Here is a 25,159-nt window from a genome sequence, read left to right as displayed (position 1 = left end):
TCGTTTGCCCACCCCTTCCGTCTTCCCGCCTGCGCGGGGAGACGGAAGGAACGCATCAGGGAATGAGCAGCGTGGAGCCCACGGTCTGGCTGCCTTCGAGCGATCTGTGGGCGGCATCGACATCCGTCAGCGCAAAGCGCTGGCCGATGGCCACCTTGATCGCACCGCTGCCGATGGCATCGAACAACGCACTGGCGGCGTGATCGAGCTCCACCGGCGTCTGGTGGAAGTGATACACCACGATGCGCGTCATGGAGAGTGAGCCGGCGCGACCCAGCGCCAACAGATCGACCTGCGGCGGCGGACCCGATGCATTGCCGTAGCTCACCAGCATGCCCCGCATCGCGAGGCTGTTGATGGAGGCTTGCAGGCTTGCTTTTCCCACGCCGTCATAGACGACCGACACACCACGTCCGTCCGTCAGCGCCCGGGCTTGCGCGGCGATATCGTCGACCTTGTGATCCAGCACGGCATCGCAGCCATGGCTCAGCGCATGGGCTTTCTTGTCCGCGCCACCCACGACGCCGATCACCCGGGCGCCCCTGGTCTTGGCCCATTGGCAGAGGATGGTGCCGACACCGCCGGCCGCGGCCCACACCAGGCAGGTGTCGCCCGGCTTCACGCGATACGCCGTCAGCAGCGCATCCGCCGTGAGCCCCTTGAGGATGGCCGCCGCCGCCGTTTCGACGTCGACGGTCGACGGTATGCGCACGCCGGCGGTTTCCGGAATCAGCCGCGCCTCGGCATAGGCGCCCAGCGGCCCGCCGTAGGCGACGCGATCACCCGCCTTGAAGCGCGTCACGCCGGCACCGATCGCCTCCACGGTCCCGGCACCTTCGATACCGAGGATGCCGGGCAGTTCGACCGGGTACTGCCCCAGGCGGTGGTAGATGTCGATGTAGTTCAGCCCGACGGCCTTCTGCCGCACCAGGATCTCGCCCGGGCCCGGCGTCGGTACCTTGGTGTCGATGCGCCTGAACGCGCCGGGCCCGCCGACGGCGGGAAGCTGGATGGCCAACATGCCGAAAAATCCTTGTCGATGCTCAGATGATGGCGAGCCGCGTGTTGAGCAGGTCCGTGATCAACATGTGCGCCGGGCTGTGCGTGATGCAGAACGGCAGCTTCGATTCCATGATCACGGTCTGGGGCGTCACGCCGCAGGCCCAGAACACCGGCAGTTCGTCGTCGCGCGCATTGACCGGCCCGCCCCAGTCCGGCTTGGCGAGATCCGCGATGCCGATCTGCCCGGGCAGACCGATGTGTACCGGTGCGCCATGCACGTTGGGGAAGCGCGACGTGATCTGAATGGCACGAATGGCATCGGCCGGCTTCAGCAGGCGCATCGACACCACCATCGGCCCATGGAACGGTCCCGACGACACCGTCGGGATGGACGTCCGATAGGCCGGCAGGTCCGTGGAATCGACGATGTGCCGCAACGCAATGCCGTCCTGTACCAGGGCGTCCTCGAACGAGAACGAGCAGCCCAGCAGGAAGCTCACCAGGCCGTCGCGCCAGTGCCGCTTGATATCGGGCACTTCCTCGACGAGCTCGCCATTCTCCCACACGCGGTAGAGCGGCAGGTCGGTCCGGATGTCGAGGTCCTGGCCCAGGCGCGGCACGAACGGATCACCCGGTTCGGACACATCCAGCAGCGGGCACGACTTCGGATTGCGGTGGCAGAAGCGCAGGAAATCCGATGCGAACTCTGCCGGCAGAATGGCCAGGTTGGCTTGGACATACCCGGGCGCCATGTACGCCGTCGGCGCCCGCCACTGCCCCCTGCGGATACGCAAACGGGCCTGCTGGCCGGTCTCGCCGACGGGATGGGGACTGTTCATCGATTCCTCCTGTCGTTCAATGGACGCTACGGGCGCCCTCGTGCCGTTGTTGCGCTGCATACCAAGGTCCGATCTTTCCGCCGACCGGCGCTCCCAGAAGCCGGCCGGCAACAGCAGCCGCTGCCATCAAGCCGTCGACCGACAGGCCAGTCTCGAATCCGCTTTGTTCGAGCATGAAGGCAAGATCCTCGGTCGCGAGATTACCCGACGCGCCGGGTGCGAAGGGGCAGCCGCCGAGGCCGCCGATCGAGGCGTCGAACCGCCGGACGCCGGCTTTCAGGGCAATCCAGCTCAACGTCAACGCCATGGCGCGGGTATCATGAAAGTGGGCCGCCAGCCGCGCCGCGCCGAATTGCGCCACCGCGGCACCGAACAAGGCCTCGACCTGTGCCGGATGGCCGGCGCCGATCGTGTCGGCCAACGCGATCTCATGGGCGCCGGCCTCGAGCATGGCGGCCGCGAGTTCCATCACGCGCGTCCCCTCCGTGATGCCTTCATAGGGGCAGGCGCAGGCGGCGGCGACATAGGCGCGGACATGCACGCCATCTTCCTTCGCCGCCCGACAGACCGCGGCACATTCGGCGGCCGCGGCCGGCAGCGACATGCGGATGTTCTTCTGGTTCAGCGTCTCGGTCGCGGCGAGCACGACGGCGACGCTGCGCAATCCCGCGGCCCGCGCCCGCTCATAGCCCCTGCGGTTGGGAACCAGCGCGGTCAGAAGTGTCTCGTCCCGCGGCACGCGGGCGACAAAATCGGCGGCATCCGCCAGGGCCGGCACCGCCTTGGGACTGACGAAGCTCGTCAACTCGAAGCGCCGCAGCCCCGCACGGCGAAGCGCGGTGTAGAGATCAAGCTTGGCATCGATGGACAGAATGACCGGGAAGTTCTGCAGGCCATCGCGCAGCCCGACTTCATTGATCACGACCCGTCGATCACCATCGACGGCGGGATTGTGCGGGGGCGTCATGCCACGATGCCCCGCGCCCGCAGGCCCTCGATGTCGTCGGCCGCCATGCCGGCAAGATCGGACAGGACCGCATCGGTATGCGCGCCCAGGGACGGCGGTGGACGGTAGCCCTCGTCCGTGAAGGCACTGAGCTTGATCGGATTGCCCGGCATCTCGACCACCGTGCCCGACGGCAAGGTCATCTGGACGATCATGTCGCGGGCGCGCACCTGATCGTCGTTGACAGCATGCGCCATGTCGTTGACCGGCGCGCACGGGATGCGCCGGCGTCCCAGCTGGTCAAGCCAGTACTCGCACGGCTTCGACTGGAAGTGCGCCTGCAGCCGCGCCGTAATGTGATCCTTGGCGGCCAGACGGCCGGGCTGCTTGTCGTACTGCGATTGCTGCAGTTCGGCATCGGCCAGCATGTCGACCAGCGCGGCCCAGAAATTGTCGGTGATGACGGCCACGATCAGGTCGCGCGTCGCGGTCTTGAAGGTATCGTAGGGGACATGGACGAAATGACCGTTGCCCGCTCGCTCCGGACTCTTGCCTGAGAGCAGGTACATCGTGGCCATGTAGTTCAGCATCGAGATCTGGGCGTCCAGCATCGAGATGTCGACATGCTGCCCACGGCCGCTGACGGACCGCGCATGGATGGCGCTCAGGATGCCGATGGCACCCATCAGGCCGCCGCCGAGGTCGCCGATGGGGATGCCGGCCCGCAGCGGCCGGCCCTCGGCCTCGCCGGTCAGCGACATGCCGCCGCCCATGCCCTGCGCCACCAGGTCGAACGCCGGGCGCTGCGCACCCGGGCCGGAGTTGCCAAACCCGCTGATCGAGCATGTGATGATGCGCGGGTTGACGGCCGACAGCGTCTCGTAGTCGATGCCGATACGCTTGGCCACGCCGGGGCTGAAGTTCTCGACCACGACATCGGCGTGGCGCGCCAGCCGATGAAAGACCTGCTGGCCTTCCGCCGACTTCATGTCGATGCAGATGCTTTGCTTGTTGCGCGCCAGGGTCAGGAAATACGCGCCCATGCCGTCGCGCGCGTATTCGGGATCGTCCGCCAGCAGCCGGCGTGTGCCTTCACCGGTCACTGGCGGCTCGACCTTGATGGTCTGCGCGCCCATGTCGGCCAGCAGCATCGTTGCATAGGGACCGGACAGCATGTGCGTAAAGTCTAGAACACGAATATCGGACAGCGGCTTCATGAACGATCCGTCGGCTTGATCATGTCGTCAGGGCAACAGGCACGATGTCGGCTAAAGTCTTCGCCCTTCCCGCGATGCCGTCCGGTGTCGGCCGTTGATGGACGTCAATGTATGCATCCAACAATATTGTATGCAAGATATTTTATTGTATACACAGAAACCAAGACGCCGGCCAGGCCGCGACGCTAGGTTCCCTCGCGCTCCCAGGGTGGCGGCGACCGGAACGACGCGATCAGGTGATCGACGAATGCCCGCACCTTGGCCGACACGTGGCGGGTCGGCGGATAGACGGCGTGGATCGCGTAGGGTGGCGGCGTCTCGTCCGGCAGCACGCGGATCAGCCGGCCATCACGCAACGGCGCGGCGGCCAGGAACATCGGCATCAGTGCCAGTCCCAATCCGGCGATTGCGGCATCGCGCATCGCCTCGCCGTTGTTGGCTGCGATGCGGCTGCGTAGCGCCACCGACAGCGGCTTGCCGCCAGGCTTGCGGGCCGCGAACTGCCAGAGCGTGCCGGCATTCACGTTGGCGTAGTCGATGCAGTCGTGCGCCGCGAGTTCGGCGACGGTGGCGGGCAGCCCCCTGTCGCGAGCATAGGCCGGGCTGCAGCAGATGGCCCGGTGGACCGTGCACAGCTTGCGGGCGACCAGGCTCGACTCCTTGAGGATGCCGATACGGACCCCGACGTCGTAGCCGCCGCGCACCAGATCGACCATGCGATCATCGTAGTCGAGCGCCAGTTCCAGATCGGGGTGCCGTTTGGCGAATTCGAAGATCACCGATCCGAGATACATCGTGCCGAATGTCATCGGCGCGGTGATGCGCAGGCGCCCCTGCAAGGCCTGCGGGCGGCTGCCGATGCGTTCGACGGCGTCGTTGATCTGCTGCACCAGGGGCCGGATACTCTCGTGGAACGCTTCGCCGCTCTCGCTGGGGCGCAGATGCCGGGTGGACCGCTGAAACAGCTCGACGCCGAGCGCCGCCTCGAGATCGGCGATGCGCTTGCTGATCACCGATTTCGAGACATTGAGCCGCGTCGCGGCGGCGGTGATGCCGCCGCTTTCCATGACCTGCAGGAACGTCAACACGTCCTCGAATCGCCATTTCATCGTTCGATCTTACAGAACACCGTCTTCGTCCGGAACGCGTTCCACACTGCCGGCTCAATACCCATATGGCGAACTCAACCTCTCAAGAGGAGCCAACCATGACCCAAGCCACTCGCCGGGCCGACGCTTCCGGCACCACCACCCGCCGCGTCGAGCGCGTCTTCGCCGGCATGCCGACCAGCGAGGGTGCCGGCGTACGGCTGACCCGCCTGATCGGCCGGCCGGGCCTGCCCGATCTCGATCCCTTCCTGATGCTGGACGAGTTCCGTTCCGACACCGCGTCGGACTACCTCGCCGGCTTCCCGGATCATCCGCATCGCGGGTTCGAGACCGTCACCTACATGCTGGCCGGGCGGATGCGCCATGGCGACAACCAGGGCAACAGCGGCCTGCTGCGGCCCGGCAGCGTGCAGTGGATGACGGCCGGGCGCGGCATCGTGCACTCGGAGATGCCCGAGCAGGAAGACGGCCTGATGTGGGGCTTCCAGCTATGGGTGAACCTGCCGGCGGCCGACAAGATGACGGCACCGCGCTACCAGAACATCGAGCCGGAGACCATTCCCGTGCTCGACCGGGCTGATGGCGTGCGCATCAAGGTCATCGCCGGGCGCGTGGACGGCGTCGACGGTGCCGTGCAGGCCGTGGCGACCGACCCGACATACCTGGATGTCAGCTTGCCGGCGGGCACGTCGTTCACGCACGTGGTGCCGACGGACTACGCGGCGTTCGTCTATCCGTTCGAAGGTTCGATCCGGGTCGGCGACGGCGAAAGTCTCAAGCGCGGTGAGTTGGGCGTGCTGGGATCGGGTGATGCGATCACCATCAGCGCCGACGGCACCGGCGCGGCACGGGCCCTGCTGGTGGCAGGCCGGTCGCTGCGCGAGCCGATCGCCAAGTACGGGCCGTTCGTGATGAACACCGAGGCCCAGATCGTCCAGGCGATCCAGGACTACAACGCCGGGCGCTTCTGACGACAGGACCGGCGGGCGGCCACGACCGCCCGCCGGTTGTTGTGCATTTCGCGGCGGGCGATTTCGGGCTATCCAGCCCCCTGTTCCAACCAGCAGGTCGCACCATGCCCGCTCATTTGCTTGTCGAGGTCGAAACCACGGACGCGGCGCTCATGGCCGAGTACCGCAAGCACACGCCTGGCCTGGTCGCCAAGTTCGGCGGCCGCTTCACGGTGCGCGGCGGCACCACCGAGCCCGTCGAAGGCGACTGGCGCCCGCAACGCATCGTGTTCATCGAATTTCCCGACATGACGGCGCTGAAAGGCTTCTACAGCTGCGAGGAGTATCAGCCGGTGCTGAACATGCGCCTGGCCGCCGGCCGGTCGCGGGCGATCGCCGTCGAGGGTGAGCCGTGCGCGCCGTCGCGGGCATTCCTGATGGTCGACGTCAGCATCACCGACGCGGCCAAAATGGTCCAGTACCGGGAGCAGGTACCAACCGTGGTCGGCCCGCAGGGTGGCCGCTTCATCGTCCGCACCGACAAGGTCGAGACCGTCGAGGGCGGTTGGCGACCCGAACGGCTCACCGTGGTCGGCTTCCCCGATATGGCCGCCTTGCGCGCCTGCTACTTCAGCGATGCCTATCGGCCGCTGCGCGACCTGCGGCTGTCGGCGACCCGCTCCCTGGGCATCCTGGTCGAGGGCGTGTAAGCGCCGCGGCGCCCCCCATGCCGTCGACGGCGCAGGCGATCATCGCCGGCGTTCCCGAGTGCCCACGGGGTTCCCGCGTCATCGAGGACTACGTCGCCCGCGTGGTGCGCACCGGCCTCACCGCCGATATGGCCACCCTGGCCGTTCAAGCCAGCCGCTCGCCGAGGACGGAAGTGCGCATGATGGGCGCGCTCTGCTGCAGCCATGTCGAGAGCGGCGATGCCGCCGCCTGCGAACGGCGGGGTCACGCGACATGCCTGGAGGTCATCCGCCATTGGCTTGAGGCAGGGAATGCCGGCATGCGGCGCGCCGTCTGCGAGGGCTTGCGGCCGTGGACAGCGCGCAGTCCGTTTCGCGAGCAACCCGCGCTTGCCGTTGCGCTGTTGGCGCCGCTGCATCGCGATGCCGACGAGAGCACCCGGCTGTCGGCTGCCCATGCGCTGGCCGACATCAGCAAGAAGCATCCCGCCCTCGTGCGTGCGGTCATCAGCGGTTGGGACATAGCCGACCCGCGCATCGCAGCGGTCGCCAGGCACGCGGCGCGACACCTATGATCGTCACCGACAACAACGAGGACGACCATGGAAACGCTGGCGACGGGATATGGCCTGGTCGAAGGTCCGGTATGGGACGCCAACCAGGGCCTCTACTTCAGCGACGTGATGAACGGCGGCGTCTATCGCCTGGGCCGCGATGACAAGGTTTCGCTGGCAGTGCCCAAGCGGCGCGGCATCGGCGGCATGGCCCTGCACGCGGCCGGCGGGCTGGTGGTCGGCGGCCGCGACATCACCCATGTCAGCCTCACGAACGGCGACGGCAAGACACTGCTGACCAGTGACGTGACGCCGGAAGCGATCGGCTTCAACGACCTCACCACGGACGCTGCGGGTCGCATCTACGTCGGATCCCTGGCCTTCCGCGTCTTTGGCGGCGACCCGCCGCGACCTGGCCACCTGCATGTGATCGACATCGATGGCACGGCGCGCACCATCTCGGACGGCATCATGCTGACCAACGGGCTGGGCTTCTCGCCCGACGGCAAACGCCTGTACCACTCGGATGCCCGTGGCGGGCTGGTCCGGATCTATGACGTCAACGCCGACGGCTCGGTCGGCCCCTGGCGCAAGTTCGCGTCGCTGGGCGAAAACGGCGTGGCCGACGGCCTCAAGGTCGCCGGCGATGGTTCCGTGTGGGTGGCAGACGCGCATGGCGGCCGGGTCGCGGTGTTCAATGCCGACGGCAGCCATCGCACCGACGTCGCCGTACCGCTGCCCATGGTCACCAGCCTCTGCTTCGGCGGTGACGATTTGCGCGACCTCTACATCGTCACCGGCTCGCGTGGCGGCCCACACGAGAATTGCGGCACCGTGTTCCGCACCCGTGTCGACACCCCTGGCCTGGCCCTGGCACCGGCGCGCGTGACAGCGCGTTAATCCTTCTCCCGCCTCCGCGGGGAGAGGAACTACTCCAAATATCCTTCCAGGAAATCGAACACTGCGGCCTTGAACAGTGCGTGCGGGATGGCGGAGAAATGATCGCAGCCCGGCAGCGTCACGGCCCGTGCACCCGCAATGGCCGACACCAGGTCGTCGGGGCTGCCCGCCAGCGAGTCGCGGGCGCCGACGACCACCAGGACCGGCATCCGCAGCGTGGCCAAGCTCGCGCGATCGACCGGCGCACCGCCGGCGCGCGAACAGGCGGCGAGCGCCAATCGATCCTCGCGTTGCTCGTCGGCGAAATGGCGGAAGCTGCGCAACAGTGGATCGTCGATGCCGGCCGGGTCGTCGATTTCCATCGCCGCCGCCATGCGGCCGTCGTTGGGACGGGGCTCCAGCAGGCGGCCACCGACGCCGCCCAGCACCAGGTTGTCGATACGCTGCGGCTGATCGAGCGCCGTTGCCAGCGCCAACCCGGCACCCATCGAGTAGCCCATGAGATCGACCCGATCGAGGCCGAGGTGATCCATCAATGCCACGATGTCACGCACCATGGCGGCACGATCGTAGGCGGCGGGATCGTGCGGCTTGCCGCTTTCGCCATGACCGCGGCAATCCAGCGCCACGGCGCGGATCGCCTTGCGCTCCAGCGCGTCGTACCAGCCCATGCGCTTCCAGTTCTCGTAGCGATTGGACGTGAAGCCATGGACCATGACGACCGTACGGCCGCTGCGCCGCGGACCGCTGTCGTCGTACGCGATGGCCACGCCATCGGAGGTGAACTGTGCCATGTTCCTCCCGAACTCCTTTGTCCTTCAGAAGGTGTAGCCTAACCCGATGACCGATCCGTCCGCGACAGCCCAACCCGACATGTCAGCCGCCTATCAGGCGCTGGCCGCGCTCTACAACGCCCTGATGACCGGCACGGTGCTGTCGCTGGTGACGCGGCGCGGCGCCGACACCGCGCGCGAATTCGTGTTCCGCCACTTCCGCCGCCAGCACCACGAAAAGTTCCTGCCCGGCCTGAAAAAGCTCGGCCTGGACGACCAGCCGGCCGCCGTCGCCTGTGCCCTGTATCACTACCATTCCAACGCGCTGGGCGGCGTGAAGACCGAGTATCTGCGCGTTTCGGACCGCAAGGCCTGGGTGCGCTATCCGCCGCCGCGCTGGATCTGGCGCGGCACCGCCGCCTGCGGCGTGCCGCATCCGGTCAACGAAGCCATGCTGCACGGCTGGCACGGACACAACGGCGTTTCGTTGGGCAATCCACGCCTGGGCTTTGTCTGCACCGGCATGATCACGACAGGCGCGCCGGGCCTGGAGGGCTACTACTACGAACACGACCACGATTTGGCACCCGAGGCGCGCGTGCGCTTCGTCGACAACGAGCGCATGCCGCGGATCGATCCGGCGGCACAGCCGCAGCTGGATACGGCGACATGGCCGGCGGAGCGGTTGCGCCGCACCTATCGCTCCTATGCCATGGAGTATGTGCGTACGATGATGCCGACATTGATGGATCTGCTCGGTACACGCGATGCCGAGACCGAGATCGGTCGCACGGCACGACTGATCGGCATGCAGCTCCACGAGGAAACGGTGGCAGCATTGGGAATCGATCCGCGCGGCGGGGCAGCGGGATTTGCCCGCTATCTCGCAACGCTGCTGGCAGCCCAGGGCGAAGAGGTCGCCAGCACCGTTGACGGCGGCAACGCCGTCGTGCGGCAGAACGGTTGGCGGCTGATGAAGGGCATTGCGTTCGCCAGCGACGGTGACGCTGCCGCCGGATTGCGCGCCTGGAATGAGCTGTGGGTCGGTGCGGCGCTGGCGCACGACAGGTTCATGACGGTTGCCATGGCCGGAAACCCGCGCGACACGATCACCTGGACGATTTCATAGCGACCCGGAAGCGCGGTCGTCTCGCCCGCGCTCCCAAGCGTTCCACGTATCGATGACCGCGCGATAGCCGTCGTGCAATGACAAGCCGCCGATCTCCCCCACGGGCCAGAAGCGCAGTTCACGGTGCTCTGCGCTGACAAGCGCCGTCGCCGCACGTGCGAGCTGGCAACCGTAGGCAGCGATCCACACGCAGCGGCCGGGCAGCACTTCGTAGGGCCATTCGTGCAGCAGCGGTCCGACCTCGACCGACAGATTTGCTTCTTCATCGATCTCGCGCTGCAGCGCCTGCGGCCATGTCTCAGCCGCCTCCGGTCGGCCACCGGGCAGCTCCCATTCATCGCGATCGTTACGCAGCAGCAGCACCTGCCGGTCGACGAAAAGGACGCCTTTCACCGACACGGGATGGCCGTGCCTGTGCGTCGCCGTCATGCCGGCATGACCGAAAGCGCGGCCGGACGGCCGATACGGCCGCTTGCGCCGCCCCGGCGCGCGGGCAAAGATCGTGACAGAGCGCGTTCGGTTCGTGGCATGTGCCCTCCATCGAAGCTGGCTGGTCCCGCAGACCCGCCGTCGCCTGACGTCACTCCATCCTCATTCCGGTCCAGCGCCAAGCAGAATCCGGATCGGCAACCTGTTGCCGCGGCGACAGACGTGCCCGACGTGGCGCGGCGCTTTTCGATCATGGTCGACGGCGCGGCAGGCGCATTCGCCTGCAATGCCGACACACCCGTGCTGATCGCCATGGAACGCAGCGGCAGAAAGGCGATCGCCGTGGGCTGCCGCGGCGGCGGCTGCGGCTTCTGCCGCGTGCGCATCCGCGCGGGCGCCTATCGTACCGGCCGGATGAGCCGCGCCCATGTGACGGCGGAAGAGGAACGCCAGGGTTACGCGCTGGCCTGCCGGCTCTTTCCCCTGGAAGACCTGGTGCTGGTACCGGCCCGCCGGGTCGCCGGGACCGGACCGCCATGATCACCAACGACGTTGAAGGAGGAAGCGATGTCTCTGACGGGAGTGCTGCGCCCAGGCTATGTCCAGCTGCGTGTCCTCGACCTGGCGGCGGCGGTGACACACTATGTCGACCGCATCGGCCTGGATGAGGTCAGCCGCGAAAAGGATGGACGTGTCTATCTCAAGGGCTGGGACGAGTTCGACCGGCACAGCGTGATCCTGCGCGAGGCCGATACACCGGGCATGGACGTCGTCGGTTTCAAGGTCGCCAGCGACGGTGAACTCGACGCCTTCAAGAACCGCATCGAAGCGAAGGGCATCGCGGTGCGCGAGGTTCCCGCCGGCGAGCAGCCCGGCATGGGCCGCAGAGTAAGCTTTGTCGTGCCGACCGGACATCGCATCGAGCTCTTCGCCCAGGTCGAGCAGTCAAAGACAGCACCGCCGATCATGAACCCCGACGTCTGGCCGTCCGAGCCGCGCGGCATGCGGGCCACCCGCTTCGATCATGTGCTGCTCTATGGCCCCGACATCGACGGCGTGACGGCGTTCTTCACCGAGGTGCTGGGCTTCGGCGTGGCGGAGAAAGTCGAGATGCCGGACGGAACGCTCGCGGTGTGGCTGAGCTGCTCGAACAAGGCGCACGACATCGCCTTCGTGAAACACGCCGAGCCCGGCAAGTTCCATCACGCGGCGTTCTTCCTGGAGTCGTGGCACGATGTGGGGCACGCTGCCGACATCATCGCCCGCTACAACGTATCGCTCGACATCGGACCGACGCGGCATGGCATCACGCGCGGCCAGACCATCTATTTCTTCGATCCCTCGGGCAATCGCAACGAAGTGTTCGCCGGCGGCTACACGCACTATCCCGATCATCCGACCCGGATATGGACGGCGGACGAACTGGGCAAAGGCATCTTCTACTATCAGAAAGAGCTCAACGACCGCTTCCTCGGCGTCGTGACCTGATCGACGCCAAAACAAAAGGGCCGGGGTTTGCACCCCGGCCCTCGTGTTCCGTGCGGAACAGGCGTCGGACTTAGAAGTCCATGTCGCCCATGCCGCCCATGCCACCAGCGCCACCCGGCATCGGCGGCGCCTTCTTCTCCGGACGCTCGGCGATCATCGCCTCCGTGGTGATCAGCAGGCCGGCCACCGAAGCGGCGTCCTGCAGAGCCGTGCGCACGACCTTGGTCGGGTCGATGATGCCGGACTTCACCATGTTGACGTACTCGCCCTTCTGGGCGTCGTAGCCGTAGTTGGCGTCCTTCGACTCCAGCAGCTTGCCGACCACGACCGAGCCGTCATCACCGGCGTTCTCGACGATCTGACGCACCGGCGCCTGCAGCGCGCGGCGGATGATGTCGACACCAGCCTTCTGGTCGGCGTTGCCGGTCCGCAGCTTGTCGAGAGCGCGGGTGGCGTACAGCAGCGCAACGCCGCCGCCAGCCACGATGCCCTCTTCGACCGCGGCGCGGGTCGCGTGCATCGCGTCATCAACGCGATCCTTGCGCTCCTTCACCTCGACCTCGGTCGAACCACCGACCTTGATCACGGCCACGCCGCCGGCCAGCTTGGCCAGCCGCTCCTGCAGCTTCTCCCGGTCGTAGTCCGAGGTGGTCTCCTCGATCTGCGCCTTGATCTGCACGATGCGCGCCTCGATGTCCTTCTTCTTGCCGGCGCCATCGACGATCGTGGTGTTCTCCTTCTGGATGATCACCCGCTTGGCCTTGCCCAGCATGTCGAGCGTGACGTTCTCGAGCTTGATGCCGAGATCATCGCTGATCAGCTGGCCGCCGGTCAGGGTCGCCATGTCCTCCAGCATCGCCTTGCGGCGGTCACCGAAGCCCGGCGCCTTGACGGCCGCGACCTTGAGGCCGCCGCGCAGCTTGTTGACGACCAGGGTGGCCAGCGCCTCGCCCTCGACGTCTTCGGCCACGATCAGCAGCGGCTTGCTCGACTGCACGACCGCCTCGAGCACCGGCAACATCGCCTGCAGGCCCGAGAGCTTCTTCTCGAACAGCAGGATGAACGGGCTCTCCAGCTCCGACGTCATCTTCTCGGCGTTGGTGATGAAGTACGGCGACAGGTAGCCGCGATCGAACTGCATGCCCTCGACGACGTCGAGTTCGGTCTCGAGGCTCTTGGCCTCCTCGACCGTGATCACGCCCTCGTTGCCGACCTTCTTCATCGCCTCGGCGATCATCTTGCCGATGGCTTCCTCGCCGTTGGCCGAGATCGTGCCGACCTGCGCGACTTCATCGGACGACGAGATCTTCTTGGCCCGGCCCTTGATGTCCTCGACCGCAGCCGCGACGGCGATGTCGATGCCGCGCTTGAGGTCCATCGGGTTCATGCCGGCGGCGACCAGCTTGGCGCCCTCGCGCACGATCGCCTGGGCCAGCACGGTCGCCGTCGTGGTGCCGTCACCGGCCACGTCGTTGGTCTTGCTGGCGACCTCGCGCACCATCTGCGCGCCCATGTTCTCGAACTTGTCGGCGAGCTCGATCTCCTTGGCGACGGTGACGCCGTCCTTGGTGATGCGCGGCGCGCCGAACGACTTGTCGAGCACGACGTTGCGGCCCTTGGGGCCGAGCGTCACCCTCACGGCATTGGCGAGGATGTCGACGCCGCGGACCATGCGGTCACGCGCGTCACCCGAAAAACGTACGTCTTTAGCAGCCATCGTTCCTACCTCTCAAAAATGGAAAATCCGTCCGCGCGGCGGCGCAGGACGGATCAGGCGGCTTTCTTCGCGCTCTTCGTGACCTCGAGGATGCCCATGATGTCGGACTCCTTCATGATCAGGAGATCCTGGCCATCGAGCTTCACCTCGGTGCCCGACCACTTGCCGAACAGGATGCGGTCGCCAACCTTGACGTCGAGCGCAACGAGAACGCCCTTCTCATCGCGGGCGCCGGGGCCGACGGCGACAATCTCGCCTTCCATCGGCTTTTCCTTGGCGGTGTCGGGAATGATGATCCCGCCCTTGGTCTTCTCTTCTTCCGCGACGCGCTTCACCACGACGCGGTCGTGCAGCGGACGAAACTGCATGGACTCCCTCCTCATAGGTCAAAAACGAGCGCCCCCAATCGAGCCATGGGGGCCTGGATATCGCCGTTAGCACTCCCTCAAAGTGAGTGCCAATGCGCGGCGTGGATGTAAGAGGCGGTCGGAAATGAGTCAAGGCGCGCGGAGGCGGATTGCCGTTATTTTTCCGATCTTTACCAATCCGGCGCGGGGTTGTCCGGGACGACGCGCGGCAAGAATGGCAGCACTCTTCACCAATTGCTGCTAATACATTGATTTCTTTGCATAATTCTTGCAGGTCGATGAGGAACGTGTGACTATTCGACAGCGTTCGCGTTGTCAAGGAGCCTCGTTCCCATGACCAAGGCGTTCGAAAAGCAACTCAAGAACTACCGCCTGACGACAGCTGAGATCCTGTACTGGATGCCGGACCACCAGCATGTCCTCCAAACGTTCGTGTGGCAGGACCTGGATATCGCCCCCAAGTTCCCCGTTCTCGCCCGTTTCCTGGGCTTCTGGCACCGCAACCTCGAGGGCAAGCTGCACCGTGTGCGCATCGCCAGCGCGGGGCTGATCCAACCCGCCGAATTCCGCTTCACGGAAGCGTTTCACCGGCTTCACTAGAGTTTTCAAAGCGAGAGCATGTCACGCCGCGCCGCGGCGTACTCGTCGGACGTCCGCGCGACCAGATCCGCCACGGCCGGGACATCGGCGACGCCTGATACCGAATGCCCGGCGCTCCAGATGTCCTTCCAGCGCTTGGCCTCACAGGCATCGGTTTCTTCGCGCGCGCTCCGGTTGATGTCCTTGGCCACGTCGATGGTGCCGCGGGCCGGTAGCCGATCCGGATCCAGCCCTGCCGCCAGCAGCGAGGGCCGCAGGATATTGGTTTCCAGGCCAGTGATCGCCTTGGTCAGCAGCACGTCGTCCAGCCGCGACGTCACCAGCATGTCCTTGTAGCCGCGCGCGGCCATGCTCTCGCGCGTCGCGATGAACCGCGTGCCCATATAGGCGAGGTCGCAACCCAGCGCCTGGGCAGCGAACAAGGCCTGGCCGTCCGACACGCCACCGGCCAGCACGATCGGTCCATCCCACATCGCCCGCACCGCGCGAACGAAGGCGAACGGGTTGGCCCAGCCGGTCTGGCCGCCGGCGCCGGCCGTGAGCAGCACCAGACCGTCAGCACCGGATGCGATGGCCTTTTCGGCGTGGCGGAGCGTCGCGACGTCGGCCAGGACCCGGCAGCCGATATCGTGCAGGGCGGGAATGATCGGCGCCGGGTTGCCGACGCTGGCGATGACCAGTTCGACCCGGTGCGCGACCAGCACGGCAACGTCGGCATCGCGCCGGTGATTCGACGGATGCACCAGGATATTGGGGCATAGCGGTGCCGCTCGGCGTCCGCTGCACTGCTCGCCGCCTTGCACCCGCTTCTTCATGTCCGCCAGCCAGGCGTCGAGCTCATCCGTCGTCCGGCAATTCACCGTCGGGAAGGCGCCCACGACGCCGGCACGGCAGGCCTCGACCACGAGATCCGGCCCCGACACCAGGAACATCGGCGCCGCGATCAGCGGCAGCGACAGGCGGTCGGCAAGGTCCTGCGGCAGCGTCATGTCTCTCCCCCTCTGGCATTGCTTGAGGGTCGCGTAGACCGCGCGCTACGGTCACGCAAGAGCTCGAGGGAGAGACGATGGCAGGATCCGGCAACAAAACGGGATTGCGTTCGCATGTCGGCACGCCGGCACCCAAGATCGGCACGTTCGTCTTCGAATTCGTCGTGCCCGGGATCGGCCAGATCCTGAAGGCGGCCGGCGCCGACTTCGCGGTCATCGACATGGAGCACACCGGTTTCGGTTTCGATACGGTGCGCGCGACGGTGAAGTACATGCACGCCGGCGACCTGCCGGCGATCGTGCGCGTGCCGTCAAAAAGCTACGACCACCTGGCCCGCGCCATGGATATCGGCGCCGACGGCGTCATGGTCCCGATGGTCTCGTCGCTCGAGCAGGCCGTCCAGGCCGTGCGCACGGTGAAGTACTTCCCCGACGGTCATCGCGGCGTGGCCATGGGCCTGGCGCATGAACGCTATCGCATGACCGGCGGCACGCTGGCCGAACGCTTTGCCGAGCACAACGCGCGGACCCTGGTGATCCTGCAGATCGAGGATGGTGCCGGTGCGGCAGCGGCCGACCAGATCGCGGCATTGGACGGCGTCGACGTCCTGTGGATCGGCCATAACGATCTTTCGGTCGCGCTGGGCAAACCCGGTGCCTTCGACGATCCGGCCTTTGTCGCTGCCGAGGAGCAGACCATCGCCGCTTGCCGACGGCATGGGAAATCGGCCGGCCGACTGGCACGCGACGCAACCGAGGCCGCGGCCTTTATCAAAAGGGGCTACGACTGGGTATCGGTCGCTGGCGACGTGATGCTGCTGCAGGGCGCGCTGGCCGACGGGATCGCCCGGGCAAAAGGACGGTGAACGCGCCGCATTCACCGCGCCGAATCATGAAGCGACCTCGTGCTACGGCTTGATCTCGATCTCGATGAACACGAACTCGAAGCTGTTGGGATTGATCACGTCGTGCTCGACGCCGGCGGCACGGGTGTAGGAGACACCGCTGACCAGCGGCGAGCGGATCTCCTGCGTCCCGTTCCAGATCGCGAGGTCGCCTGATGTGATCGGCACCACGATGTAGTCATGCCCATGCCGATGCCAGCCGGTATGACCGCCGGGCGGGAAACGCCATTCGGTGATGATCGCGCGATCGGTCTCGCCTTGTTTTGTCCCTTGCGCCAGCACCCGCTTGGCATCCTCGGGCCGCTCCGCCATGTCACCCTCTCCTTCACCGAAGTCTGTCGGGGTGGACCATATCAATCCCGCTTTGTTGCAGCCATAACCTGTTGAAACACTTGTCAGTTTTTTTGAGAACGCGCAGACTGCGACGTCTGGGAGCGCGGCATCGCTTGACTTGCGGGGAGAGCAAGCGCATCACGCGGCCCCACGTCGACCGGGGTCCCTTCAATCGGGCCGGACGATGACTGATGGTGCCATCCGGCCGGGACCTTCTTACGTATGACTTCTTCGGACAGCGCCGCCACAGGCGCTTCTACCGGTCCGGCCGGGCAGCCGGGTCACGGTCGGGATGGAACTGCCGCCGACGGACCGGTTGCAGCAGGTCCTTCGCCCGAGCCGGCTGTCGTCGGCGCGCCCAGCGCTGCCGCGGCTGAGCCCGTGCTGGGCAATCCGACTCTGGCCGATGCCATGATGCCCGAGCACAACCCCGACAGCGCCGCCACCGACAATCGTCATAAAGGTGCATTGCAGGCGCTGACCATTGCCGCGCTGGGCGTGGTCTACGGCGATATCGGCACCAGCCCGCTCTACACCGTCCGCGAAGCCTTCCATCCCGGCGGCGGCCTGTCCGTCCGGGATCCCACGGCGGTGCTGGGTGTGCTGTCGCTGGTGTTCTGGGCGATCATGCTCACCGTGACGGTGAAGTACGTCATCCTGATTCTGCGCGCCGACAACCGTGGCGAGGGCGGCGTGCTGGCGTTGGCACGACTGGCGTCGAATGCCTTGCCGGTCGGCGCGACCCGGCAGCGCTCGCTGATCCTGCTGGCATCGATCATCGGCCTGACACTGTTCTTCGGCGATGGACTGATCACGCCGGCGATGACCGTGCTGTCGGCGGTCGAGGGCATCCAGGCGGTCCAGCCCGGGCTGAAGCATTTCGTCGTGCCGATCGCGGTCGGCATTCTGACCTTGTTGTTTCTCATCCAGGCGCGCGGCACCAGCCGCGTGGGTCAGCTGTTCGGGCCGATCATGTGCCTGTGGTTCATCACCCTGGCCGGGCTGGGCGTGTGGCACATCGCGCACAATCCCTCGGTCCTCAAAGCGCTGAATCCCTACTACGGCATTGTCCTCATCGATGCGCTGGGCTGGAAGACGTTCCTGGCCCTGGGCGCGATCGTGCTCGCCATCACCGGCGGCGAAGCGCTCTACGCCGACATGGGTCATTTCGGCCGTAAGCCTATTCGCATCGCCTGGTTCGGCATGGTCCTGCCGGCCCTGGTCCTCAACTATTTCGGCCAGGGCGCACTGCTGCTGCGCCACCCCGAAGTGCTGGATCACCTGTTCTTCGAGTTGGCGCCCGACTGGGCCCTGATCCCGATGATTGCGCTGGCCACCGCAGCGGCCATCATCGCCTCGCAGGCGGTGATCTCGGGTGTCTTTTCACTCACCCAGCAGGCGATCCAGCTCGGCCTGCTGCCGCGCATGACCATCCGGCATACGTCGGAAACCGAGATCGGCCAGATCTACATCCCGCGCGTGAACTGGATCATGATGGCGGGTGTCATCGCGCTGGTGATCGGCTTCGGTTCGTCCAGCAACATTGCCGGCGCCTATGGCATCGCCGTGACCGGTGCCATGACCATCGATGCCGGGCTTGCCGCCATCGTCGCCGCCCTGATCTGGAAGTGGAACAAGTGGACGGCGCTGGCGGTCTTCGCGGCACTGGGGCTGGTCGACGTCGCCTTCTTTGCCGCCAATGCGCTGAAGATCCCGGAAGGCGGCTGGTTCCCGCTGGCCATGGCGGTGGGCGCCTGGTTCGTGATCACCACGTGGCGGCGCGGGCGTGCCGTGCTGTACGAAAAGCTGCATGGCAGCGCCATGCCGGTCGACCTGTTCCTGTCGACCATGCGTGAGGCGCCACTGCGGGTCGCCGGCACTGCCGTGTTCATGACCGGCGACATCAACACCGTGCCGCTGGCCCTGCTGCACAACCTCAAGCACAACAAGGTGCTGCACGAACGCATCATCCTGCTGCAGGTGCTGACGGTCGACATCCCGCGCGTGGCCGAGGTCAAGCGGGTGGAGGTGCGGCGCCTGGGCAAGGGCTTCCATGCCGTCGTCGTGCGTTACGGCTTCATGGAACAGCCCGACGTACCGGGCGCGCTGTCGAAATGCCGCGTGCACGGTCTTGCCTACGACGAGATGCAGACCTCGTTCTTCCTCGGCCGCGAGAGCCTGATCCCTGCGGCGCGCTCGACCCTGGGCCGCATTCGGCAGGCACTGTTCATCTTCCTGTCGACCACGGCGCTGGCATCCAAGGTCTTCTTCCGCATTCCGCCCAACCGCGCTGTCGAATTGGGTGGTCAGGTCGAGATCTAAGTGGACCTTGCCGGCCGACGCGCGGCCGGCCACATGTGTCGCATGAGCACGCCTAATTCCAGCCGCGACGGGACGTCGTTTGAATGCCGCCGCGGCCTTGGCTACAATTTAATGTCGTTCGTATACAAACAATCGCAGCCCAGGCTGCGGGAGCCAGCATGACCGCCCTGAGCCTCCAGCACGGTCTCGCCTTCGAAGACCTCTATCGCCGCGACGGGCTGGCCCGTCTCGATGCCGCCTTCGTTGCCGGCCTGGCCGCCGCCAATGTCGAGTTGCACAACCGCTTCGTGACGGCCCGCGCCCATCCGGACGCGCTGGCCGCCAAGGACGAATCGACGCTGCTGATCGATCTGGCGCCGCATGTGGAGGACTTCGTCGCCGGCCTGTTCGGAGTCTCGGCTGAAGCCGGGGCGCTGCGCGCCCGGCACGACCGGCTGATGCCGGCCTATGACTGCAAGCGACTGTTCGTGCAACGCCATGCCGCCCGCGCCGTCAAGGCGCCGGAAGCGGCTGCCCTCGACGGCGCCGCCGTGACGGCGGCGGCAAATGCGGTGGCCGGCGTCGACCTGGCAGACGCCACGATCGATCTGGAAGTGCGCGAACTGGCCTTCGCCGAAGCCGTGCGACAGCGGCTCGGCAGCGAATACAAGGTCGCCACGCCCACGCCCGATATCGACGCGCTGACCCGCTATGCCGCCTGGGCACTGAATGCCGCGGAGGGCAAGAAGCGGCACCGGCCGGGCGTTCTGTTCAAGCAGCCGCACAAGCTCGATTTCGAGCATCTGGTGCCGCTGGAAACCGAAGCGGCCGATGGCGTGACCAAGCTGAAGCTGCCGCTGGCCTTGCAGCGTCATCGCGAGGGCTTCGCCCTGACCGATGCCGGCTTCGACCTCAATCATGCGCTCGACCAGAGCCAGTACTGCATCTGGTGCCACAACCAGGGCAAGGACAGCTGCTCGCGGGGCTACAAGGACAAGAAGACCGGTGCATTCCAGAAATCACCCTTCGGGGTGACGCTCGCCGGCTGTCCGCTGGAGGAGAAGATCTCCGAGATGAACCTGGTCAAGGGCCAGGGCTTCTCGGTCGGTGCGCTGGCGATCGTCGCCGTCGACAATCCGCTGTGCGCCGCCACCGGCCATCGCATCTGCAACGACTGCATGAAGGCCTGCATCTACCAGAAGCAGGAGCCGGTCGACATCCCGCAGGTCGAGACCCGCACCCTGAAGGACGTGCTGTCGCTGCCCTGGGGTTTCGAGATCTATGGGCTGCTGACCCGCTGGAACCCGCTCGACCTGCGCCGGCCGTTGCCCAAGGCTTCCAGCGGCCGCAGCGTGCTGGTGGTCGGGCTGGGACCGGCCGGCTTCAACCTGTCGCATCACCTGATGAACGACGGCCACACCGTGGTGGCGATCGACGGGCTGAAGATCGAGCCGCTGGCCACCGACATCTCGGGCGTGAAGCCCGACGGCACGCGCGTACCGTTCCGTCCGATCCGCAGCATGGACGAGCTGCGCGAGGATCTGGGCGATCGCGCCATGGCTGGCTTCGGCGGCGTCGCCGAGTACGGCATCACCGTGCGCTGGGACAAGAACTTCCTGAAGGTGGTGCGCCTGCTGATCGAACGGCGGGCGCAGTTCTCGATGTTCGGCGGCGTGCGCTTCGGCGGCACCGTCACCATCGAAAGCGCCTTCGCCATGGGCTTCGACCACATCGCGCTGTGCGCCGGTGCCGGCAAGCCGACCGTGATCGACATGCCCAACAAGCTGGCGCGCGGCGTGCGCCAGGCGTCGGACTTCCTGATGGCGCTGCAGCTGACCGGCGCCGCCAAGAAGGACTCGCTGGCCAACCTGCAGATCCGCCTGCCGGTGGTAGTGATCGGCGGCGGCCTCACCGCGATCGACACCGCGACGGAGTCGCTGGCCTACTACCCGCTGCAGGTCGAGAAGTTCCTGTCACGCCACGAGGCCCTGATCGCTGAGCGCGGGGAGACGACGGTGCGCGACGGCTGGAGTGCCGAGGAACGCACCATCGCCGACGAGTTCATCGAGCATGCCCGCGCCATCCGTGCCGAGCGCGAGGCAGCGGCGCGCGACGGCCGCGAGCCCGATCTGGCGGGACTGATCAACGGCTGGGGCGGTGTCACCGTCGCCTATCGCCGCAAGCTGATCGAGTCGCCTTCGTACACGCTGAACCACGAAGAGGTTCACAAGGCGATGGAGGAAGGCATTCGCTTCGCCGAGGGCCTGTCGCCGATCGGTGTGGAGATCGACCAGTACGGCCACGCCAGCGCCCTGCGCGTCACGGGTGAGCAGGGCGGCGAGCGCATCGAGGCGAGCCTGCCGGCGCGCTCGATCCTGGTCGCCGCCGGCACGCAGCCCAACACGGTGCTGGCCCGAGAGGATGCCGAGCACATGATGCTCGACGGCAAGTATTTCCGGGCCCTGGACGAAAACGGCGAACCCTGCTCGCCCGAGCGCGTCGCCAAGCCGACGGCGGTGCGCGTGCTGACCTATCGCCACGACGATGGCCGCATGGTGTCGTTCTTCGGCGACCTGCACCCGTCGTTCGCCGGCAATGTCGTGAAGGCGATGGGCGGTACCAAGCAGGGCTATCCGGTGGTGAGCCGGGTGATGGACCAGCTGCCGGCCGCCACCCGCGCACCCGAGACGATCCTGGCCGAGGCCAACACGCAGTGGCGCGCCTCGGTGCATGTGGTGAACCGCCTGACACCGACCATTGTCGAGATCATCGTGCGGGCGCCGGCCGCCGCACGCGCCTTCTCGCCCGGCCAGTTCTATCGTCTGCAGAACTACGAGTTCCACTCCCGACGGGTCGAAGGCACGCTCTTGTCGATGGAAGGCTTGGCGCTCACCGGCGCCTGGGTCGACAAGGACGAAGGCCTGCTGTCCCTCATCACCCTGGAAATGGGCGGCTCGTCCGACCTCTGCGACCTGCTGGAGCCGGGTGAGCCGGTGATCCTGATGGGCCCGACCGGCACACCCACCGAGATCGAGCCCGGCGAAACCGTGGCGCTGGTCGGCGGCGGACTGGGCAATGCCGTGCTGTTCTCGATCGGCGCCGCGTTCCGCAAGGCCGGCAGCAAGGTGCTGTATTTCGCCGGCTACAAGCACATACAGGACCGCTACAAGGTCGAGGAGATCGAGGCAGCTGCCGACGTGATCATCTGGTGCTGCGATGAGGCGCCGGGCTTCACGCCCAGCCGGCCGCAGGACAAGTCCGTCGTTACCAACATCGTCGAGGCGATGCGCCTGTACGCCGCCGGTGAACTGGGTGAGCAGCCGATCCCGTTCAACCACACCAACCGCCTGATCGCGATCGGCTCGGACGGCATGATGAATGCCGTGCGTCAGGCACGACATGGCGTGCTGAAGCCGTTCCTCGATCCCAAGCACAAGGCGATCGCCAGCATCAACAGCCCGATGCAGTGCATGATGAAGGAGATCTGCGCCCAGTGCCTGCAGCGCCAGGTCGATCCCGAGACCGGCGAGGAGACGATCGTGTTCTCCTGCTTCAATCAGGACCAGCCGCTGGACCGCGTCGACTTCCACTGCCTGCGCCAGCGCCTGATCCAGAACAGCGTGCAGGAGAAGGTGGCCGAGCAGTGGATCGACCGTTCCCTGCGCCGCGCCGGCCTGCGCGCGATCGCGGCGGAGTAGGAAATCCCGGGAGCGCGGGCGTCCCGCCCGCATTGGCGCGCAGCGCCAAGGTATGAGCGGGCGGAACGCCCGCGCTCCCATGTCGGACCGTTACCGTGCCGTCCGCTCCGCCGTTGTCCTGACGCGCGCCCGCAGGCTGTAGAGCCCGACCACCAGTGCCGGCAGAGCTCCGATCAGGAAGCCGACACGGTAGCTGCCGGCCAGGACCAGCATCGCGCTGAAGACCAGCGGCAGCAGCAGCGAACCGGCATCGCCGAAGGCCAGCACGACACCGGTCGTGCTGCCGATGCGTCCGCTGGGCGACAGGCGTGCGACTTCGGCCAGCAGCACGCCATGCCAACTGACGGCCGTCGCGCTGAATACCATCGTGACCGCAGCAATGGCCCAGAACGGCCATTGCCCATGGATCGCCGCAGTGCCGGCAGCGGCGGCCGACATCGCGATGGCGAGGGCCGCCAGCAATGTGCCGGGCCGTACCAGGCGCGACGCCACCCAGCCCCAGCCGATGCGGGCCGGCACCGCGACCGCGACCGCGATCGAGAAGACCAGGCCGGCATTGGCCAGGTCGTGCTGCAGGTCCTCGACGAGATAGAGCACGAAGAAGCCGGTGAAGAGCGCTTGCAATCCCACGAAGCTGAACATGGTGAAGCACAGCAGCCGCAGCGCCGGGTCACGCAAAACCTGCAGCGCGTTGCTGCGCATATCGGCCGGCGACAATTTCTGTGCCGGATTGCGATCGGTATCGAACCGCTCACGCAGGGGCTGCAGCGCCACCGCGGTGCCGGCACAGATCGCCGCGATGCACAGCAGTGTCGCCTGCCAGCCGACGCGTTCGACCAGCGCCGGCGCCAGGATACCGCCCAGCATCAGCCCGGCCGGAACACCGGTCTGCTTCAACGAAAAGATCAGCGGCGCCAGGCGCGGCGGCGCGTAGCGCCCCAGGATGTGGGAGCTGGACGGCGTCGAAACGGCCTGGCCGAGCCCACCGGCCAGCGCGCCCGGCACGAAGGCGGCCAGGCTGCCCGTGGCGCACAGGCCAAGCCCGCCGCCGAGGAACAGCATGCCCACCTGCGTGATGCGCAGCGCGCCGTAGCGCAGGATGAAACCGCCGCACCCCAAGGTCGACAGGAATGCGGCGGCCGACGACAGGCTGAGATAGACACCCACCAGCGCTGCGCTGATATCGAGGCTGGCGACGATCGCCGGCGCGATCAGCGGGATCACCGAGCGCCCCACCGTTGCACAGGTCTGCTGGGCCAGCATCGCGGCGAGCGCAATTTGGAGATGTGAGATGTCGGGCTCCCGTTCGCCGAAGACTGGACTGTGATCGCTATCATGGATCCGGTGCCGCGACCCCTGCAGCTTTGCAGGTCTGATCGCCGCAGCAGGACCTTGCCAGGCCGCCGAACGGGTTCCGCATCAACCCGGCCTGACGTAGAGTCGAGGGCATGCGGTTCAGCCGCGCGCAAGCCCGAGTGCTTGATGACGAACGATCCGTACGCCGCGCAGCGCAACGACATGGTGGATCGGCAGATCGCCGCCATGGGAATCGAGGACGGCCGCGTACTGGCGGCGATGCGCGCCGTACCCCGCCATGCGTTCGTGCCGGATCGGTTCAAGATCGCCGCCTATGCTGACACCCCGCTGCCGATCGGCGAAGGCCAGACGATCTCGCAGCCTTACATCGTGGCCCATATGATCGAGGCGCTGCAGCTGCAGGGCGCCGAGCATGTCCTGGAGATCGGAACGGGTTCCGGATACGCAGCCGCCGTATTGGCGCAGATGGCGGCCGATGTCGTCACCGTCGAGCGGTTGGCAGCGCTGGCGGCACCGGCGCGGGCGCTGCTGGCGTGTCTTGAATACCACAACGTTCAGGTGGCCCTGGGCGACGGCACGCTGGGATGGCCGGAGGCCGCGCCCTACGACGCCATCGTGGTCAGCGCCGGCGGTCCCTCGATTCCTCCAGCCTTGCGCCAACAGCTCAAACCGGGTGGCCGGCTGGTGATGCCGGTCGGACCCGATAGCCACGGCCAGATCCTGGTGCGCGTGACGCACGGCGTTGATGGCCAGGACCACGAAGAGCAGCTGAGCCTGGTCAGCTTCGTACCGCTGATCGGCGCACAGGGATGGCATCCGTGATGCAGTTGCCACTGTCATCCCGAGCGAAGCGAGGGATCTTTCGATCGGCGCTTGATCATCCACCGACGAAAGATTTCTCGCTAC

General features: G+C 66.6%; 24 protein-coding genes. 12 read left to right on the top strand and 12 right to left on the bottom strand.

Annotation, left to right across the window (positions count from 1 at the left end):
• Positions 1-55: 55 nt before the first annotated feature.
• From FQU96_RS29530 to FQU96_RS29510, 5 genes are all read right to left on the bottom strand, one after another.
• Positions 56-1,021 (bottom strand): quinone oxidoreductase, encoded by a 966-nt coding sequence (locus FQU96_RS29530; RefSeq protein ID WP_146544971.1) that lies wholly within the window; start codon positions 1,019-1,021, stop codon positions 56-58.
• Between the two features lie 22 nt (positions 1,022-1,043).
• Complete coding sequence (locus FQU96_RS29525; protein WP_146544970.1) at positions 1,044-1,841, bottom strand: putative hydro-lyase; 798 nt, start codon at positions 1,839-1,841, stop codon at positions 1,044-1,046.
• Positions 1,842-1,857: 16 nt separating this feature from the next.
• The gene (locus tag FQU96_RS29520; RefSeq protein WP_146544969.1) at positions 1,858-2,808 is read right to left on the bottom strand and encodes a hydroxymethylglutaryl-CoA lyase; all 951 of its coding nucleotides are present in this window, start codon (positions 2,806-2,808) and stop codon (positions 1,858-1,860) included.
• The gene (locus tag FQU96_RS29515; protein ID WP_146544968.1) at positions 2,805-4,004 is read right to left on the bottom strand and encodes a CaiB/BaiF CoA-transferase family protein; all 1,200 of its coding nucleotides are present in this window, start codon (positions 4,002-4,004) and stop codon (positions 2,805-2,807) included. The genes FQU96_RS29520 and FQU96_RS29515 overlap by 4 nt, the downstream gene beginning before the upstream one ends.
• 185 nt (positions 4,005-4,189) lie before the next feature.
• Entirely contained in the window at positions 4,190-5,113 is a 924-nt protein-coding gene (locus FQU96_RS29510) for a LysR family transcriptional regulator (RefSeq protein WP_146544967.1), read from the bottom strand.
• 98 nt (positions 5,114-5,211) lie between these two features.
• Between FQU96_RS29510 and FQU96_RS29505 the strand changes: the two genes are divergently transcribed.
• From FQU96_RS29505 to FQU96_RS29490, 4 genes are all read left to right on the top strand, one after another.
• Positions 5,212-6,084 (top strand): pirin family protein, encoded by an 873-nt coding sequence (locus FQU96_RS29505; protein WP_146544966.1) that lies wholly within the window; start codon positions 5,212-5,214, stop codon positions 6,082-6,084.
• 104 nt (positions 6,085-6,188) lie between these two features.
• Positions 6,189-6,773 (top strand): DUF1330 domain-containing protein, encoded by a 585-nt coding sequence (locus tag FQU96_RS29500; protein WP_146544965.1) that lies wholly within the window; start codon positions 6,189-6,191, stop codon positions 6,771-6,773.
• 17 nt (positions 6,774-6,790) lie between these two features.
• Positions 6,791-7,327, top strand: coding sequence for a DNA alkylation repair protein (locus tag FQU96_RS29495; RefSeq protein ID WP_146544964.1), 537 nt, complete (start codon positions 6,791-6,793; stop codon positions 7,325-7,327).
• A gap of 27 nt (positions 7,328-7,354) precedes the next feature.
• On the top strand, positions 7,355-8,206 hold the full coding sequence (locus FQU96_RS29490; protein WP_146544963.1) for an SMP-30/gluconolactonase/LRE family protein: 852 nt from the start codon (positions 7,355-7,357) through the stop codon (positions 8,204-8,206).
• Positions 8,207-8,235: 29 nt separating this feature from the next.
• On the opposite strand, the gene FQU96_RS29485 is transcribed toward FQU96_RS29490, so the two are convergent.
• Positions 8,236-9,000: an alpha/beta fold hydrolase gene (locus FQU96_RS29485; RefSeq protein WP_146544962.1), complete on the bottom strand. Its 765-nt coding sequence runs from the start codon at positions 8,998-9,000 to the stop codon at positions 8,236-8,238.
• A gap of 46 nt (positions 9,001-9,046) precedes the next feature.
• Between FQU96_RS29485 and FQU96_RS29480 the strand changes: the two genes are divergently transcribed.
• Positions 9,047-10,108 carry a hypothetical protein gene (locus FQU96_RS29480; RefSeq protein WP_146544961.1) on the top strand — a complete coding sequence of 354 codons (1,062 nt, stop codon included), beginning with the start codon at positions 9,047-9,049 and terminating at the stop codon, positions 10,106-10,108.
• Here FQU96_RS29480 and FQU96_RS29475 read toward each other — a convergent pair.
• The gene (locus tag FQU96_RS29475; protein WP_146544960.1) at positions 10,103-10,537 is read right to left on the bottom strand and encodes an NUDIX domain-containing protein; all 435 of its coding nucleotides are present in this window, start codon (positions 10,535-10,537) and stop codon (positions 10,103-10,105) included. The two genes, FQU96_RS29480 and FQU96_RS29475, sit on opposite strands and share 6 nt — an antisense overlap.
• A 222-nt stretch (positions 10,538-10,759) precedes the next feature.
• Between FQU96_RS29475 and FQU96_RS29470 the strand changes: the two genes are divergently transcribed.
• Both FQU96_RS29470 and FQU96_RS29465 read left to right on the top strand, forming a co-directional pair.
• Positions 10,760-11,077 (top strand): 2Fe-2S iron-sulfur cluster-binding protein, encoded by a 318-nt coding sequence (locus FQU96_RS29470; protein ID WP_218574923.1) that lies wholly within the window; start codon positions 10,760-10,762, stop codon positions 11,075-11,077.
• A 27-nt stretch (positions 11,078-11,104) separates the two neighbouring features.
• Positions 11,105-12,025 (top strand): catechol 2,3-dioxygenase, encoded by a 921-nt coding sequence (locus FQU96_RS29465; protein WP_146544959.1) that lies wholly within the window; start codon positions 11,105-11,107, stop codon positions 12,023-12,025.
• A gap of 70 nt (positions 12,026-12,095) precedes the next feature.
• On the opposite strand, the gene groL is transcribed toward FQU96_RS29465, so the two are convergent.
• Complete coding sequence (gene groL / locus FQU96_RS29460) at positions 12,096-13,742, bottom strand: chaperonin GroEL (RefSeq protein ID WP_146544958.1); 1,647 nt, start codon at positions 13,740-13,742, stop codon at positions 12,096-12,098.
• Positions 13,743-13,795: 53 nt separating this feature from the next.
• The gene (gene groES / locus FQU96_RS29455) at positions 13,796-14,125 is read right to left on the bottom strand and encodes a co-chaperone GroES (RefSeq protein WP_370461407.1); all 330 of its coding nucleotides are present in this window, start codon (positions 14,123-14,125) and stop codon (positions 13,796-13,798) included.
• 318 nt (positions 14,126-14,443) lie between these two features.
• Between groES and FQU96_RS29450 the strand changes: the two genes are divergently transcribed.
• Positions 14,444-14,710: an usg protein gene (locus FQU96_RS29450; RefSeq protein ID WP_146544956.1), complete on the top strand. Its 267-nt coding sequence runs from the start codon at positions 14,444-14,446 to the stop codon at positions 14,708-14,710.
• A 5-nt stretch (positions 14,711-14,715) separates the two neighbouring features.
• Here FQU96_RS29450 and FQU96_RS29445 read toward each other — a convergent pair whose 3' ends face one another.
• The gene (locus tag FQU96_RS29445) at positions 14,716-15,699 is read right to left on the bottom strand and encodes a nitronate monooxygenase family protein (protein ID WP_146544955.1); all 984 of its coding nucleotides are present in this window, start codon (positions 15,697-15,699) and stop codon (positions 14,716-14,718) included.
• Between the two features lie 77 nt (positions 15,700-15,776).
• Here FQU96_RS29445 and FQU96_RS29440 point away from each other — a divergent pair, with 77 nt between their 5' ends.
• The gene (locus FQU96_RS29440) at positions 15,777-16,565 is read left to right on the top strand and encodes an HpcH/HpaI aldolase/citrate lyase family protein (protein ID WP_146544954.1); all 789 of its coding nucleotides are present in this window, start codon (positions 15,777-15,779) and stop codon (positions 16,563-16,565) included.
• Between the two features lie 42 nt (positions 16,566-16,607).
• Here the strand turns inward: FQU96_RS29440 and FQU96_RS29435 are convergent, their stop codons facing one another.
• Positions 16,608-16,916, bottom strand: coding sequence for a cupin domain-containing protein (locus tag FQU96_RS29435; protein WP_146544953.1), 309 nt, complete (start codon positions 16,914-16,916; stop codon positions 16,608-16,610).
• A 435-nt stretch (positions 16,917-17,351) separates the two neighbouring features.
• Here FQU96_RS29435 and FQU96_RS29430 point away from each other — a divergent pair, with 435 nt between their 5' ends.
• Together FQU96_RS29430 and FQU96_RS29425 are read left to right on the top strand one after the other, a co-directional pair.
• Entirely contained in the window at positions 17,352-19,259 is a 1,908-nt protein-coding gene (locus FQU96_RS29430) for a potassium transporter Kup (RefSeq protein ID WP_146545068.1), read from the top strand.
• 158 nt (positions 19,260-19,417) lie between these two features.
• The gene (locus FQU96_RS29425; RefSeq protein WP_146544952.1) at positions 19,418-22,936 is read left to right on the top strand and encodes an FAD-dependent oxidoreductase; all 3,519 of its coding nucleotides are present in this window, start codon (positions 19,418-19,420) and stop codon (positions 22,934-22,936) included.
• A 90-nt stretch (positions 22,937-23,026) separates the two neighbouring features.
• Here the strand turns inward: FQU96_RS29425 and FQU96_RS29420 are convergent, their stop codons facing one another.
• Positions 23,027-24,199, bottom strand: coding sequence for an MFS transporter (locus FQU96_RS29420; RefSeq protein WP_146544951.1), 1,173 nt, complete (start codon positions 24,197-24,199; stop codon positions 23,027-23,029).
• Between the two features lie 219 nt (positions 24,200-24,418).
• Between FQU96_RS29420 and FQU96_RS29415 the strand changes: the two genes are divergently transcribed.
• Positions 24,419-25,075, top strand: a complete 657-nt coding sequence (locus FQU96_RS29415) for a protein-L-isoaspartate(D-aspartate) O-methyltransferase (protein ID WP_146544950.1) — start codon at positions 24,419-24,421, stop codon at positions 25,073-25,075.
• Positions 25,076-25,159 lie beyond the last annotated feature (84 nt).

It is taken from the genome of Reyranella sp. CPCC 100927 (assembly GCF_007859315.1).
Classification (GTDB): Bacteria; Pseudomonadota; Alphaproteobacteria; order Reyranellales; family Reyranellaceae; genus Vineibacter.
The sequence above is the reverse complement of the archived record's forward strand: the minus strand, read 5'-3'. Positions and strand labels throughout refer to the sequence as shown.